General features: G+C 53.9%; 13 protein-coding genes. 11 read left to right on the plus strand and 2 right to left on the minus strand.

Annotated elements, in window-relative coordinates; translation table 11 throughout:
- The first annotated feature begins 19 nt into the window (after positions 1 to 19).
- The 5 genes from rcsF to ACSHSR_RS14965 all read left to right on the plus strand — a co-directional run bounded on the left by rcsF (position 20) and on the right by ACSHSR_RS14965 (position 4,890).
- A complete protein-coding gene (gene rcsF, locus ACSHSR_RS14945) occupies positions 20 to 400 on the plus strand; it encodes an Rcs stress response system protein RcsF (protein ID WP_028779067.1) in 381 nt (126 codons plus the stop codon).
- A 10-nt stretch (positions 401 to 410) separates the two neighbouring features.
- Positions 411 to 1,145, plus strand: coding sequence for a tRNA (N6-threonylcarbamoyladenosine(37)-N6)-methyltransferase TrmO (tsaA, locus tag ACSHSR_RS14950; protein WP_115388968.1), 735 nt, complete (start codon positions 411 to 413; stop codon positions 1,143 to 1,145).
- Positions 1,142 to 1,795: an acyltransferase gene (locus ACSHSR_RS14955; RefSeq protein ID WP_071237880.1), complete on the plus strand. Its 654-nt coding sequence runs from the start codon at positions 1,142 to 1,144 to the stop codon at positions 1,793 to 1,795. The genes tsaA and ACSHSR_RS14955 overlap by 4 nt, the downstream gene beginning before the upstream one ends.
- A 58-nt stretch (positions 1,796 to 1,853) precedes the next feature.
- Positions 1,854 to 3,059, plus strand: coding sequence for a diguanylate cyclase domain-containing protein (locus ACSHSR_RS14960; protein WP_181881359.1), 1,206 nt, complete (start codon positions 1,854 to 1,856; stop codon positions 3,057 to 3,059).
- Between the two features lie 112 nt (positions 3,060 to 3,171).
- Positions 3,172 to 4,890, plus strand: coding sequence for a proline--tRNA ligase (locus ACSHSR_RS14965; RefSeq protein ID WP_045282524.1), 1,719 nt, complete (start codon positions 3,172 to 3,174; stop codon positions 4,888 to 4,890).
- Positions 4,891 to 5,049: 159 nt separating this feature from the next.
- On the opposite strand, the gene grpE is transcribed toward ACSHSR_RS14965, so the two are convergent.
- Positions 5,050 to 5,667 carry a nucleotide exchange factor GrpE gene (grpE, locus tag ACSHSR_RS14970; protein WP_025009423.1) on the minus strand — a complete coding sequence of 206 codons (618 nt, stop codon included), beginning with the start codon at positions 5,665 to 5,667 and terminating at the stop codon, positions 5,050 to 5,052.
- A gap of 94 nt (positions 5,668 to 5,761) precedes the next feature.
- Between grpE and nadK the strand changes: the two genes are divergently transcribed.
- The 6 genes from nadK to ACSHSR_RS15000 all read left to right on the plus strand — a co-directional run bounded on the left by nadK (position 5,762) and on the right by ACSHSR_RS15000 (position 14,826).
- Positions 5,762 to 6,640: an NAD(+) kinase gene (gene nadK / locus ACSHSR_RS14975; protein WP_062793309.1), complete on the plus strand. Its 879-nt coding sequence runs from the start codon at positions 5,762 to 5,764 to the stop codon at positions 6,638 to 6,640.
- A 637-nt stretch (positions 6,641 to 7,277) separates the two neighbouring features.
- Complete coding sequence (locus tag ACSHSR_RS14980; RefSeq protein ID WP_044734016.1) at positions 7,278 to 8,924, plus strand: L-lactate permease; 1,647 nt, start codon at positions 7,278 to 7,280, stop codon at positions 8,922 to 8,924.
- Between the two features lie 80 nt (positions 8,925 to 9,004).
- Positions 9,005 to 11,809, plus strand: coding sequence for an FAD-binding and (Fe-S)-binding domain-containing protein (locus ACSHSR_RS14985; protein ID WP_479630883.1), 2,805 nt, complete (start codon positions 9,005 to 9,007; stop codon positions 11,807 to 11,809).
- Positions 11,810 to 12,121: 312 nt separating this feature from the next.
- Positions 12,122 to 12,865, plus strand: a complete 744-nt coding sequence (locus tag ACSHSR_RS14990; protein WP_045282525.1) for a (Fe-S)-binding protein — start codon at positions 12,122 to 12,124, stop codon at positions 12,863 to 12,865.
- 10 nt (positions 12,866 to 12,875) lie between these two features.
- The gene (locus ACSHSR_RS14995; RefSeq protein ID WP_062793310.1) at positions 12,876 to 14,252 is read left to right on the plus strand and encodes a lactate utilization protein B; all 1,377 of its coding nucleotides are present in this window, start codon (positions 12,876 to 12,878) and stop codon (positions 14,250 to 14,252) included.
- A 4-nt stretch (positions 14,253 to 14,256) separates the two neighbouring features.
- A complete protein-coding gene (locus tag ACSHSR_RS15000; protein WP_025009425.1) occupies positions 14,257 to 14,826 on the plus strand; it encodes a LutC/YkgG family protein in 570 nt (189 codons plus the stop codon).
- Positions 14,827 to 14,897: 71 nt separating this feature from the next.
- Here the strand turns inward: ACSHSR_RS15000 and ACSHSR_RS15005 are convergent, their stop codons facing one another.
- A complete protein-coding gene (locus tag ACSHSR_RS15005; RefSeq protein ID WP_335900754.1) occupies positions 14,898 to 16,010 on the minus strand; it encodes an energy transducer TonB in 1,113 nt (370 codons plus the stop codon).
- Positions 16,011 to 16,046 lie beyond the last annotated feature (36 nt).

Here is a 16,046-nt window from a genome sequence, read left to right on the forward strand (position 1 = left end):
ATAACTATAAGGCCAGGCCATGAAACCGATTTTCCTCTCCACTCTGGTACTGCTGCTTGGCGGCTGCGCCGGGGAATACAGCTTCAATTCCAACCTGGACAGCCAGGCTATCCAGGAGTATTTCAAACCCTCGGAAGTACAGCTGTTCGATGGCAGCCGGCCAACAGGCCAATATGAAGTGCTGGGATTGGTTGAAGGCAATGCCTGTCAGTCTGAGCTCGATGGTGTACCGGCTTCCATGGCCGATGCCCGCACTGAGGCGCGCCGGGCGGCCGCCGACATGAAGGCCAATGGTCTTATCATTAAAAACTGTGTCGAAACCCAGGAAGCCGCAGCCGGTTGCTACACCAGCGCCATGTGTGTCGGCCAGGCTATTCGCCTGGCAACCCCGAAGGAGTAAGCCTGACGTTATGGGGTTTTCGACTCAGATAGAAGCGGTTGCCTATTGCCGGACACCATATAAACAGAAGTTTGGTATTCCTCGTCAGCCGGGCTTGGTGGATTTTATTCGCGGTTTTGTCGAACTGACAGCGCCCTACAATCATATTGATGCGGTGCGTGGGCTGGAGCAGTATTCCCACCTCTGGTTACTGTTCTGCTTTCATGAAAATCTGGCCCAGGGCTGGAAAACCACGGTGCGCCCTCCCCGGCTCGGCGGCAATGAAAAGCTCGGGGTGTTTGCCACCCGCTCCACCTTCAGACCCAATGGCATTGGCCAATCTGTGGTGAAGCTGCATCAGATCCACCAAGGCAAAGGCAAGGTGGCCCTGGAGATCTCCGGCATGGACCTGCTCGATGGCACTCCGATAATCGACATCAAGCCCTACATCCCCTTCTCGGATGCGATACCCGAGGCGATAGGCGGCATAGCGCAGCAAGCTCCCGAGCAGGTTGAGGTCAGCTTCAGCCATCTCGCAGTAGAACAACTGATCCGACTCGAGAAACGCTATCCCGGGCTGGATAAGCTCATTCAGGCGGTGCTGGCCCAGGATCCGAGACCCGCCTACAAGAAAGGCAAGCCGGACCCCAAACGCTATCAAGTAGCTCTGTATGATCTGGATATCTTCTGGCATGCCCAAGAGCAAGGCATTGAGGTCGAAACCATACAGCCCTTTTGTGCCAAAGCGTCCGGCGCCGGTGCATGAGTGATTTTACCCCCTCAGCTGATGACTATCAGACGCAACACAAGAGGCGCCTCTCCTGGATGCCCTGGCTCTGGTATCGCCTCAAACCCAAACATCTCGAGTGGGCCCTTCCCTGGCAACAGGCGATTCAGGCCAGGCTCCAAGCCCTTGAAACCATCAGCATAGGGCAAAACTGCTTTATCGCCCCCGAGGCAGAGCTGTTTGCCGAACCCGGCAGGCCGATAACCCTGGGCGATGAGTCCATGATAGCCGCCAACTGCTTTCTGCATGGGCCGATACAGATAGGCCGGGAGGTCAGTATCAACCACGGCTGCTCGCTGGATGGCGGCAGTCGCGGCATAGTGATAGGTGACAAGACCCGTATTGCCAACAATGTCACCATCTACGCCTTCAATCATGGTATGGCGCCGGATATGCCCATCTATCGTCAGAGCAGCCAATCCAAGGGGATTGTGATTGGTGAGGATGTCTGGATTGGCGCCCAGGCCGGTATCGTCGATGGTGTTACCATAGGCGACTGCGCCGTCATTGCCATGGGCGCCATTGTCACAAAGTCGGTACCCGCGTTTGCCATAATGGCGGGAAATCCTGCTAGAGTAGTGGGAGATAGACGCGATAAGCCACTGACGGGCAGTGAAAAAAATCAATAAGAGGAAGTTGAGCGCCATGGATTGCCAAACCCGCCCAAACACACAAACACCAAGAAGCATGTCACTTGGCTTACCGGGGATCCGCAGCCGGTTACTGCTGAGTTTTTTTCTGCTTGCGGGGCTGATAGTGTTTTTTGGCGGAGCCAGCCTCTGGGTGATGGAGCGTACAGGCAAGGCCCATATCGCCGAGCTCCAGGATCAGAAACTGCTGCTGCAAACCATCAAAGCCAACCAGATGCAGCATCTGGCACTGCTGAAACTCAAAAACAACTGGCCTACCTATCCCTCCAACGAGCGGGAGGCGATCCTCGACGAAACCAGGCAGAGACAACAACAGATAATAACCACCCTGAGTCAGTTTACCCTGGCGGCCAAAGAATATGACGAGGCCCTGGCTCTTGGACAACAGCTGTCAGTGGTGAGTGGTCAGCCTTTGAGAGCACCACATATGACCGGCATGATAAGTGCCATAGATAATCTTTCTCTGCGCCTGTCCGGCATAGGGCTGACCCACCTGGATGCCCAGGCACAAAAGAACAGCAAATCGCTGATGCAAACCTTGCTATGGCTGGTGCTCGGATCACTGGCGCTGATAGTTCTGAGTCAAACTGTGGCCTGGGCTGTACTTGGCCGCCACCTGCTCAAACCCTTGTTGCAGACCAGCCACAAGCTCAGCGAATTGGCGGAACAAAACTTCGGTGGCAACTCCCCAAATGCCGTGAATCGGGAAACACTCAAGATAAACCATGCGCTGTTGTCCCTTGAGGCCCAAATGAGTGCCTTGACCAGCGAGCAACAACAGGACGAACTCACAGGGCTCTATAACCGCCGCAGCTTCAACCAACTGTTGAAGCAGGCCTGGCACAAAGCGGTAGTGAAACAGCACAGGATAGGCCTGTTGCTCATTCAGAGCGATCAGGCCATTGCCAGCGAAACCCTGTTGCATTTGGCCCAAAGGCTGCTGGACTTTGAAATTAGCGGTGAACATTTTCTGGCGCGATTACAACAATCTCAATTGGCACTGTTACTGCCAGACCGGGATCCGGAAGCCTGTATCCGCATTGCCCAGAGCCTCAATCAATTTGTGCTGGCGGCCAATCTGAGAGCCAAGGCCCAAAGCCCAAGACTGACAGTCTCTATCGGTGTGGCCAACATCCAACCGGCCAGGCAACTCGGTTGGGACACCCTGGTATTTCAGGCTGAAGAAGCCCTGCTCAGCGCCCAAAACCGCGGCGGCAATTGCAGCGCCGGCGCCAATCAGTAGCCGACAGGCTAAATTCGAGCAAGGAAAGGGGAATTTATCCGCCCTGGCCGCGTGACATCATCAAAGCAAGTGATAAAATGGCGGCCATTCAATTCATTTCGGACCCAAGGTAATGCGAGTCAGTCAATACCTGTTATCAACACAGAAAGAAAACCCTGCCAATGCAGAGATAGTCAGTCATCAGCTTATGCTGCGCGCCGGTATGATACGTCGCAACGCCTCAGGCCTCTATAGCTGGCTGCCGTCCGGCCTGCGCGTACTGCGCAAGGTCGAAGCCATTGTGCGTGAAGAGATGAACAAGGCCGGTGCCATCGAAATTCTGATGCCCATGGTACAGCCGGGGGATCTCTGGGTGGAAACAGGTCGCTGGGACAAGTTTGGCCCGGAACTGCTGCGCTTTGTAGACCGTCACAATCGTGACTTCGTTCTGGGCCCGACCCATGAAGAAGTGATTACCGATTTGGTGCGCAAAGAAGTCAGCTCCTACAAGCAACTGCCGCTGACCCTGTATCAAATCCAGACCAAATTCCGTGATGAAGTCCGCCCACGCTTCGGTGTCATGCGCTCACGTGAGTTCCTGATGAAAGATGCCTACTCTTTCCATCTGGATCAGCAAACCATGGATGATACCTATCAGGCCATGTACACGGCTTACAGCAACATCTTGTCGCGCATGGGCCTGGCCTTCCGCCCTGTACTGGCAGATACCGGCTCTATCGGTGGCAGCATGTCACACGAGTTCCATGTTCTGGCCAACAGCGGTGAAGATCTGATTGCCTACTCCAATGGCAGCGACTATGCCGCCAATATCGAGAAAGCCGAAGCGCCGCTGCCAACCACAGAGCGCGCCGCGCCCACTCAGGAAATGACCTTGGTAGACACACCCAATGCCAAGACCATAGACGAACTGGTTGAGCAGTTTGGCCTGGATATCACCAAGACGGTTAAGACTCTGATAGTCAAAGGCGCCACCGAAGAGGCCCCGCTGGTAGCCCTGATTGTCCGTGGCGACCATGAGCTGAACGAAGTCAAAGCCGACAAACTGGAACTGGTTGCCGCGCCGCTGGAATTTGCCTCTGAAGCGGAAATTCGTGACGCGCTGGGAGCCGGGCCAGGTTCTCTCGGCCCAGTCGGTCTGACTATTCCTGTGGTCATAGATCACAGTGTTGCCGTGATGAGCGACTTTGCCGCCGGTGCCAACCTAGACGACAAACACTATTTCGGTATCAACTGGGAGCGGGATCTGCCACTGGCAAGCGCCGCCGATATCCGTAACGTAGTGGAAGGCGAAACCACCCCTGACGGCAAAGGCACTTATGCCTTCGCCCGCGGTATTGAAGTTGGCCATATCTTCCAGCTGGGCACCAACTACTCTGCCGCCATGAACGCCACTGTGCTGGACGAGAATGGCAAGTCTCAGACCCTGCTGATGGGCTGTTATGGTGTCGGCGTCAGCCGCATCGTTGCCGCAGCTATCGAGCAGAATCACGATGACCGCGGTATCATTTGGCCGGAAGCGATTGCCCCATTCACAGTGGGTATTCTGCCGATGAACATGCACAAGTCACACAGAGTGACTGATACTGCCGAGCAGCTTTACAAAGAGCTGACCGATGCAGGTATCGAAGTGCTGTTTGACGACCGTAAAGAGCGCCCTGGCGTGATGTTTGCCGATATGGAGCTCCTGGGTCTGCCTCACACCATAGTGATTGGCGATCGCAATCTGGATGCCGGTGTTTATGAATATAAGAACCGCCGCACCGGAGAAAAGCAGGAAGTGCCTATGGCGGAGATAGTGGACTTTATCAAAAAGGCCGCTGGCCAGAAGTAAGCTCCTGAATTCAAGAGCCCCCAGGCTCCAGAAAACCCAGGAACAAGAAAGCCGAGCTTAGCTCGGCTTTTTCATGGCTGGAAACCTGCTTGCAAATAAAAAACCGCAGATAAGTCTGCGGTTTTTTAGTCTCGCCGCTATGGGCGTTTTAGTGCGCTATCAGGCTTGGGTATCGACACCTTCACCGCCCTTGGACACCATTACCATGGCAGGCCGCAGCAGACGCTCATTGAGCTGATAGCCCTTTTGCATAACCAGCATCACAGTATTGGCCGGGAACTCGGCGCTTGGCTGCATGCCAATGGCTTGATGCTGCTCAGGGTTAAAGGCTTCACCCATAGGATCTATCTGCTTGACCCCGAACTTCTCCACCGCGGACAGGAAGCTTTTCAGTGTCAGTTCAACACCTTCAAACAAAGGCTTGGTGGCTTCATCGGCCTTATCTGCACCCACCAGAGCACGCTCCATGTTATCGATCACCGGCAGCAGCTCATTGCTGAACTTTTCCAAGGCAAACTTATGCGCCTTCTCCACATCCTGCGCCGCCCGGCGACGGATGTTATCAACTTCAGCTGCGGCACGGATGACAGAATCTTTCTGCTCCTCAACTGTCGCCTGTGCGTCAGATAAAGCCTGCTCCAGCTCCTCAATACGGAAGTTCGCCTGAGTCAGCTCGTCGATAATGCCGCCTTCCTCAGCTATGCCCTCAGTGGTTTCAACCTGGTCAACCACTTCTTCGACCTGTTCCTGCTCTGCTTTAAATGACTCTTTGTTCATTTCTACTCCAGCTAAAAATGCTTTGTTTCTGCATACTCTGGGCATATTATGGGGATCAAATTGACCGTTTCAACCCCCAGAGTTCCCAAAATCTATGTCCACTGAGTTTCATACTATAGGCCTGATAGGAAAACCCCACCATCAGGGGACCAACCTGACCCTCAAGCGCCTGCATCATTGGCTGAAAATGCAGGGCTATGATGTGCTGGTGGAAGAGAGAGTCGCGGCCGAACTCGGGAAAGATGTGCGCGCGGTAGACCTACTGGATATCGGCGAACACTGTGATCTGGCGATAGTCGTCGGGGGGGATGGCAATATGCTGGGCGCGGCCCGGGTTCTGGCACGCTTCGATCTCGGCGTTATCGGTGTCAACCGCGGCAATCTGGGGTTTTTAACCGATCTGCCGCCGGATGCCTTTGAAGAATCTCTGGCCAAGGTGCTGGATGGTGAATATGCCACAGAACACAGGTTCCTGCTGGAAGCCGAGGTTTATCGCCACGGCGAAGTCAAAGCCAGCAATACCGCCGTCAATGAGGCCGTACTGCATCCGGGCAAGATAGCCCATATGATCGAGTTTGAGGTCTATATCGACAACCAGTTCATGTACAGCCAACGGGCCGATGGCATGATAGTGTCTACACCGACCGGCTCAACCGCCTATTCGCTGTCGGCCGGCGGCGCAATATTGACCCCCAATCTCGAGGCGCTGATCCTGGTGCCCATGTTTCCCCATACCCTCTCCTGCCGCCCTATAGTGGTCGACGCTTCCAGCACCATCAAACTGGTGGTGTCACCGGAAAACGGCGAAAACCTGGAAGTGAGCTGTGACGGCCATGTCACCTTATCTGTAATGCCGGGCGATGAAATTATCCTGAAGCGCAGCAAGGAACGGCTCAAACTCATCCACCCAAAGGGGCACAACTACTTTCACGTCTTGCGCAACAAGTTGGGCTGGGGCAGTAAACTCTTTTGAAGCCGGCGCTTGTGCGATGTCAGCTTGCCACTCAATCCAACTTAGTTAAAGCACCTGAGAATAAAGGTGCTTTTTGTTATTTATTTTCAAAAAATGTAAAACATCATTCACGTGACCAAGATCACAATTTACTGCGCTCGATAAAACAGTGATCTGCATCACTCATAAACAAAAGTCAGAACAATCACAACCTGTTGATTATTAACGATATAAGCAACATCACATAAAATCCAACTTCACCAAACACTCAATTAGTGTGACATGAATCACATTCAAATTTTACGATATAAGCCTGCGTTTCCATCATAAATGAAATAACAGGATCACTTTATTACCGTTTTGAGCAAAACAAAGCCATAATTCCAAGGGTTTTGGGTCATTTCCAAGATTTCTATTCCCCAAAGTTATATAAGAGCCCTATCAAAGGTGATCTTGATCACATTTATCTATTTTGTGGCGGAGATACTGCTCCCATAACCAAAAACTTAAGCCGCATACGAAAGGCAAGATGATCCAGATCATTTTGGTTCCGGGTAAATTAACCATGATAAGCACGCACAACAACAAAAGGGAAAGGCGATAGCACTTTCTCAACACCACAATAAGCACAAGCAACATATGAAATGATGAGGCAACCATGACATTTCTACAGTTACTCGCAAGCCTGACACCCGTGATCAGCGTCATGCTGTTCCTGGTGTTGCTCCGGATGCCCGCATCCAGAGCTATGCCAATCTCCATGGTGATCACCGCCCTGGCCGCCGTTTTTATCTGGCAGATGGACACTACCCTGCTGGCCGCCTCCGTGGTTGAAGGCCTGCTGTCGGCGATTACTCCTTTGACCATCATCTTCGGTGCGGTCTTCCTGCTCAACACCCTGAAATATTCAGGCGCCATGGATACCATTCGTGCCGGTTTTACCAATATCAGCGCAGATGCCAGGGTCCAGGTGATCATCATCTGTTGGCTGTTCGGCTCCTTTATTGAAGGCTCAGCCGGTTTTGGTACACCTGCCGCTATCGGCGCCCCTCTGTTGGTACTCTTGGGTATCCCACCGGTTGCGGCCGCCGTGGTAGCCCTGATTGCCGACTCAACTTCAGTGTCTTTCGGCGCTATCGGTCTGCCGGTACTCTTTGGTATGGAGCAGGGTCTGCTCGAAGGCGGTACCAGCATGGCTGCGGCACAAATTGCCGAACATGGCGGTCACTTCAGCGATTATGCCCAGTTCATTGCCATGCATATGATCACCATAGATCTGATAACAGGTACGCTGATCCCCTTGGTAATGGTGTCTGTGCTGACAGGCTTCTTTGGTCGCAATAAGTCCTTCAAGGAAGGCTTTGCCATCTGGAAATTTGCCCTGTTCGCCGGTTTGGCCTTTACCATTCCTGCCTGGTTGATCAACTTCTTCGCCGGCCCAGAGTTCCCTTCCGTGATTGGTGCCCTGGTCGGTATGGCACTGGTTATCCCGGTTGCCCGCAAAGGCTGGTTACTGCCGAAAACCCCTTGGAATGACTTTGCCGAAAACGACAAGGAAGCAGAAACAGCCAAAGTGGAAACCAAGGCACGCTTCTCTCAGTTGGCCGCCTGGACTCCGTACCTGATCATGGCCGCTCTCTTGGTGCTTTCACGTGTGGTACAGCCACTGAAAGCCTGGCTGAACGGTTTCAACATCAGTTGGACCGGCCTGTTGGGCACTGAGCTCAAGGCCAGCTTCGCCACCTTCTTTGCACCGGGCGCCTTCTTTGTTGCCGTGTGTATTCTGGGCTTCTTCCTGTTCAGAATGAACTCCAAGGCCATTAAAGAATCGGTCACGGTTTCCTGCAAGTCCATGGTGCCAACCATTATCTCTCTGGGTGCCTCTGTGCCCATGGTGAAAATCTTCCTTAACTCAGGCACTAACAGTGCCGGTCTGCAGTCAATGCCGGTAGCACTGGCGGATATGCTGGCCGGAAGCCTCGGCAGTGTCTGGGCCTGGATTTCACCTATAGTCGGTATTTTCGGTGCCTTCCTGTCGGGTTCGGCTACCTTCTCCAACATGATGTTCTCCGGCCTGCAATACAGCGTGGCCGATAATATAGGAGCCAACCACGCGCTGATCCTGGCACTGCAAGGTATTGGCGCCAACGCCGGTAACATGATGTGCGTGATGAACGTGGTCGCGGCGGCAACTGTGGTCGGTATGGCCGGTCGCGAATCTGAAATCATCCGCAAGACTATGCCCGTGGCGCTTGGCTATGCTTTACTGGCCGGTACCCTGGCGGTGATCTGGGGCGGATTCTAAAAACGATAATAATCCTTCGATAAGGCAGCCGCCTTTAGCGCTGCCTTTATTATCAAATTTAATGTGTAGAGAAATGTCTTATGTCTATCAACTATGAAGCCGTGATCCGCGACCTGCGTAAACAGTTGGGAGAAGCCGCCGTCAGTGATGATCCTGTGCGCCGCTTTGCCTGGTCAACCGATGCCAGCTATTTCCGAATAGTGCCCGAGGTGGTGGTACATGCCGAAGAGCTGGAGCAGGTAAAACGTACTCTGGCGGTGGCCAGAAGCTACGGCGCTCCGGTAACTTTCCGCGCCGCTGGTACCAGTCTGTCGGGTCAGGCCATAGGTGAAGGCATCTTGCTTATCCTGGGGTTCGACGGTTTCCGCACTCTGGATATCAGTGAAGACAGCAACAAGGTCACCCTGGGTGCTGCTGTTATTGGCGCCGACGCCAACGCCGCCCTCAAACCTTTGAATAAGAAAATAGGCCCGGATCCGGCAACTCTGGCTTCGGCCATGGTGGGCGGTATCGTCTCCAACAACGCTTCCGGTATGTGCTGCGGCACGGCCCAAAACAGCTACCAAACCATCTCCTCAGTAAAACTGCTGCTGGCCGATGGCACAGAGCTTGATACCGGCAGCGAAGAGTCCAAGGACGCCTTCCGTCAGTCACACCCCGAACTGCTCAAGGCACTGGCAGATTTGGGTGCCATGGCTCGCGGTAATGAGACCCTGGCAGCGCGAATTCGTAAAAAGTTCGCCATTAAAAACACTACAGGTTACAGCCTCAACGCCCTGGTGGATTTTGAAGATCCCTTCGATATCATCAACCACATCATAGTTGGCGCCGAAGGCACCCTGGCGTTTGTTAACGAAGTCACCTATCACACAGTGGACGAAGCTAAATTCAAGGCCTCGGCCATGGCGGTATTCTTCAATATGGAAGATGCAGCCCGGGCAATCCCCCCTATTCAGGGCGAAAGCGTGGCTGCGGCCGAGCTGCTGGACTGGGCCTCCATCAAGGCGGTAACAGGCAAAAAGGGTATGCCGGATTGGCTGGCCGAACTGCCGGAAGGCGCTGCGATTTTGCTGATAGAATCCCGCGCCAATGATGATGAAACTTTGGAACGCTATACCCAGGACGTTATCGCCAAGCTGGCGCATATTGAGACCGAGCGCCCCATCAGCTTCAGCCGTGACCCGGCCGTTTACGGTAAATATTGGGCCATGCGCTCCGGCCTATTCCCCATTATCGGTGGTGAGCGTCCCAAGGGCACTTCGGTAATCATCGAAGACGTGGCCTTCCGGGTTGAAAACCTGGCCAGTGCCGCTCACGATCTGACCGAGCTGTTCCATAAGCACGGCTATCCTGAAGGGGTGATCTACGGCCACGCGCTGGCCGGTAACTTCCACTTTATCATTACCCCTAAGTTCGGCTCCCAGGCCGATATCGAACAGTTCCATCAATTTATGGAAGCGGTCGCCGATATGGTGATCAACAAGTACGACGGTTCGATGAAGGCCGAGCACGGCACAGGCCGCGCCGTGGCACCTTTTGTAGAAATGGAATGGGGTAGTGACGCCTACACCCTGATGAAAAACATCAAGCAGATCTTCGATCCCGAAGGACTGCTGAACCCTGGGGTGATCCTCAACGACGACAAGCAGGTGCACATCAAGAATATCAAGCCCTGTCCCGAAGTGGACGACCTGGTAGATAAGTGTATCGAGTGCGGTTTCTGTGAAAAGACCTGCCCCACCTCGGCGCTGAACCTGTCACCCAGACAGCGGATAGCCACCTTGCGTGAAATCGAGGGTCTGGAACAGAGCGGCGACAAGGAAGCAGCCGAGAAAATGCGTGCCGCCGCCAAGTATGATGTGGTGGATACCTGCGCCGCCTGTCAGCTCTGTACCATTGCCTGCCCGGTAGACAACAGCATGGGCCAACTGGTCCGCAAGCTGCGTACTCCCTACATCACCACCACAGAGCAGAAGGTTCTGGACTTCCAGGCCAAGCACTGGGGCGCCGTCAACCAGGTGCTGAGCACAGGCTTTGATGCCCTGGGCACAATACACAAACTCACGGGCACGGGTATCACCTCAGGGCTGATGAACATGGGCCGGGCGATTTCCAAAGAAGTGCCTTACTGGAACCCTGACTTCCCCAAAGGCGGTAAGCTGCCCAAGCCTTCGGCGCCCAAAGCCAACCAGGAAACCGTGGTCTACTTCGCCGCTTGCGGCGGCCGCACCTTCGGCCCAACACCGCTGGATCCCGATGACCGCACCCTACCTGAAGTGGTAGTGACCTTGCTGGAGCGTGCCGGCTATAACGTGATTACGCCGGCCAAGACCCGCAATCTGTGCTGCGGCCAGATGTGGGAATCCAAAGGGGATTTCAAAAATGCCGACATGAAGCGTGATGAGCTTATCGATACACTTAGTGCCATGACAGAAGGCGGCAAGCTGCCCGTGGTTGTCGATGCCCTCTCCTGTACCTACCGTGCCCTTTCCGGTAATCCCAAGGTTGAACTACTGGATCTGGTCGAATTCCTGCACGACAAGGTATTGCCGAAACTCACCCTCACCAAGAAAGTCAATGTGGCACTGCACCTGGGGTGCTCGGCGCGCAAAATGAAGCTGGAACCCAAGATGCAAGCCATTGCCGATGCCTGCTCCGACAAGGTACTGCGCCCTGCCGGCGTCGATTGTTGTGGTTATGCCGGTGAGAAAGGTCTCTACAAACCTGAGATCAACGCTTCGGCACTGCGGAACATCAAGAAACTCATCCCCACAGACTTCAAGGAAGGCTACTATGCCAACCGTATGTGTGAGGTGGGCCTGAGCCACCACAGTGGCATCTCATACCGCCACCTGGCCTATCTGCTGGAGGAATGCAGCCGCTGATAACCGAGAGAGGGAGCACTAAGCTCCCTCTTTTTTCATCTGTGTCAAATAATGGATTTCCGTTCGGATTACGAAACAAAAAACAAGATATTTAATCAATAAAAATCAGCTATTTACAATATTCTCATTTTTGCAAAAAAGATTTTACTCATTTACTGAATTAGCACTATTTATTGTGTGGTTATAGGCTTATATTCAAGCATATTTACCCTATGTCAGGTGATGTTCAAATACAGAGTCAGAAAGCATCTGACCACACCGGACATAGATGATGTCGGTTAACGCAAGCAACATCCAATTAGGAAACACCAAATGAAGATAGCCTTGTTTATTCCCTGTCTGGTCAACCAGATGCTGCCGGATGTGGCCATCGCCACCTTGGAACTGCTGGAGAAACTGGGGCACCAGGTGATCCTGCCTGAAGGCCAAACCTGTTGTGGTCAGCCCATGACCAACTCGGGTTGTTTTAACGAAGCCCGCAACACCACTTTGAAGCTGCTCAACGCCTTCAAGGGAGTCGAATGCGACGCTATCGTCTGTCCTGCCGCCTCTTGCCTGGTGGCAGCCAAGGAAAACTTCCATGAATTTGACGACAGCCCGGAAGCCGCAGCCGTTATCGCCAAGCTGTACGAACTGACCGAGTTCCTTCACGATGTCGCCCCGGTAGAGAGCTTCCCCAAGGCCTTCCCCCACAAAGTGAGCCTGCAGCTGAGCTGTCACGGTATCCGTATGCTGGATCTCGCCAGCCCCAGCGAATATATGGGCCCACGTTACAACAAGATGGAAGCCCTGCTGGAACGCATTCCCGGCATAGAGATCACCTATCCGGATCGCCGCGACGAATGCTGTGGCTTCGGCGGTACCTTTGCGGTGGATGAAGGTGCAGTGTCGGCCAAGATGGGTAAAGACAAGGCTCAGGCCCATGCGGCCACGGGAGCAGACTTTGCCGTCGGTTTCGACCCATCCTGTCTGATGCATCTGGATGGCATGATCCGCCGCCAGAAGCTGCCGATTGAAACCCGCCATCTGGCGCAGATCCTCAACGCTGCCATTTAGGGAGATAGCCATGTCACAGACACAAGGGGCCAACGCCCACGCCAGCCAGGCAGAGATCTTCTGCCGTGATGAGTCCAGAGTCGATTGGCATTCCAAAGCCCTGTGGGTGTTGCGGGAAAAACGCGACCGCGCCGCCGGCAGCCTGCCCGAGTGGGAACAGCTGAGGGATCTGGGTTCGGCTATCAAGTTGCATACCCTGACCAATCTGGCCAAGTATCTGGAAGAGTTCGAAGCCAACTGTATCCAGAACGGCATTCAAGTGCATTGGGCCAAAGACGGCGCCGAGCATAACCGTATAGTGCATGAGATTCTGGCCCGCCATCAGGTGAAGAAACTGGTGAAGTCCAAGTCCATGCTCACCGAAGAGTGCCACCTCAACCCCTTTCTCGAGAGCAAGGGCATAGAGGTTATAGACACTGACCTGGGTGAACGTATCATTCAGCTGAAAAAGCAGCCACCTTCACATATTGTGGTTCCCGCCATTCACCTCAAGAAAGAGGAAGTGGGCGAGTTGTTCCATGAAAAACTGGGCACAGAAGCCGGCGCCAGCGACCCAACTTACCTGACCCGTGCCGCCCGAGCCCATCTGCGTGAGCAATTCCTCAGTGCCGATGCAGCCATGACTGGGGTGAACATGGCTATCGCCGACAAAGGTGCGGTAGTGGTCTGCACCAACGAAGGCAACGCCGATATGGGCTGTAACCTTCCCAAACTGCAACTCCACTCCATGGGGATAGACAAGCTGGTACCTTCAGTGGAAAGTGCCTCGGTTTATCTGCGCACCCTGGCCCGTAACGCCACGGGCCAACCGGTAACCACCTACTCCAGCTTCTACCGCGGCCCACAAGCCGGTGGCGAGATGCATGTCATCATAGTGGACAACGGCCGCACCGAGATGCTCAAGGACAAGATCCTTGCCGAGTCGCTCAAGTGTATTCGCTGCGGTGGCTGTCTGAACACCTGCCCTGTATATCGTCGCAGTGGTGGCTACAGCTACAACTACACCATCCCGGGCCCAATTGGCATCGCCGTAGGCGCCCAGCACGATGACACCAACTCCATCGCCTGGGCTTGTACCCTGTGCGGCTCTTGCTCCTATGTGTGCCCCACCAAGGTGCCATTGGACAAGATCATCTTCCGTCAGCGTCGCCTCAAGGCCGAGTCGGGTCAACTGCCATATGGCAAAGGCAGTTATATGCCTTTGGTCGGTAAGTTTATGGCCAGCACCACTATGCTGAACTGCTCCATGAGTATGGCAAGACTGGGCTTGAGAATACTGCCCGGCAGCCTGCTCAAGCCGTTCTCCGGCGCCTGGGGTAAGTACCGTGAACTGCCCAAGGCACCCGCCTCCAGTTTCGAGGCCTGGTTCAAGAAAAACAGGAGCTAATCAGATGTCCAGCAAATCTCTTATTTTGGATGCCCTCAAGTCCTGTGCACTTGAAGGACACAATATGCCGGCCATAGATGTGGCCCCCCGACTGGATGACCTGATTGGTCAGTTTGAAACCAATCTGGGAACCGTTGCCGGCAAGCTGCATAAGCGTGGTGGTTTTACCGAGCTGCAGCAGCAGGTCGATGCCTTGATTGCCGAAGGCAAGCAAGTGATTTCTCAGGTGGAAGGGGTAACAGGTAACCGTGAAGTGCCCGCTGACAGCCATGATCTGCGTGATATCGATTATGCCGTGATCAAGGGTCAAGTGGGTGTTGCCGAAAATGGTGCCATCTGGGTCAGTCAGAAATCTCTGTCCCACAGGATCACGCCCTTTATCTGTGAGAACCTGTTCCTGGTACTGGAAGCCGATGCCATTGTCGCCAACATGCATGAAGCGGCCGACAAGATAATCTTGGACTCGGGTGAGTTTGGGGTGTTTATCGCCGGCCCATCCAAGACGGCTGACATTGAGCAGGCCCTGGTGGTTGGTGCCCACGGCGCCTGTAGCCTGAATGTCTTCCTTATCTAACTCAGGATGAGGAAGACAAAAACGCCGGCAACTGCCGGCGTTTTTATTGGGCTACAATCAGCTCTGCGGCCTTAAAGCGTGAAGGAAATCTTTGACCACGTCTTGGCACTAACGGGCTTACCATCGACAAACTTGGGTGCATAACGCCACTTTGACACGGCTTTGACGGTTTCGGTTTCAAACTGCTTGCCACCCTTGGAATCCAGCACTTCCACATGGCTGACAAAGCCCTGTTCGTTTACAGTCACTTCCACGTTGACCCAACCTTCTCGGCTCATCCTGGCGTACTGAATTGGATAACCGGGCACGGCACGAAACAAGGGCCGCTGCTCCTGATCCACACTCCAGGGGCGCATATTGCCTATCGCCTGACAGTGTTGAGTCGCTTTGTCTTCTTCTCCATTGCGGGAATAGAGTTCGACCAGATAGGCATGAGCCGACAGCGCGACAGGCGCATCAAAGGGTAATACCTTGAGCTGCTCTATCACTTCCAGCAACAGAGGTTCGGCCTTGGCGTACTTTTGCTCCGCCAGATAGATGGCGGCTACAGCTGTATCGGCATTGACCCTCTGCAATGAATCCTTTGGTGCAAGTTCGTGGTAAATCTTCTGGGCATCAAGGGCATAGGCACGAGCCTCGCGGTCATAAACCTCAGTCACAACGAGATCGTTAAAAGCTTCGAGACGCACTGCGGCGGACAGCAGCCGGTCATTTTTGCCATCAGCCAAGGCTATGGCCTGCTGGTAAAGCTTAGCCGCCTCTTTGGGATTGCTGCTGTGCGCAAGCCCCATCATAGGGTCGAGCACTTCCAAAGCCTGTTCGCCATACAGCGCTTGATAGCTTTGCAACGCTTGCTGATATAAGACTTTGCTCCTTTGCTGATTGGCAATTCCCTGCTCATCCAACATTAGATTACGCGGCTGTTGCAGCGCCTTGGCCAGATTCATCGACAACGCCAAAGTCGTCCTATCGGTTGCACCCAATTTGGCTTTACCGTCGGCATAGGCCTGCTCGGCAGCACTAATTATCTGAGCCTTGTCACCCTTTTCCAACGCTTGTTGATAGGCCTGATAACTTTCATCCAACCCGGCTTGGGCAATACCGAATATAAGAGGCAGCAGTAACAGCGACAGTTTGGATACTGAAACAGGGATAGATTTAGTAGATTGCGAGAAGTTGAACATGGCGCGTCTTCCTTAACACTGAGTATCTAGCACTTT

The sequence above is a fragment of the Shewanella sp. VK101 genome (assembly GCF_056497865.1).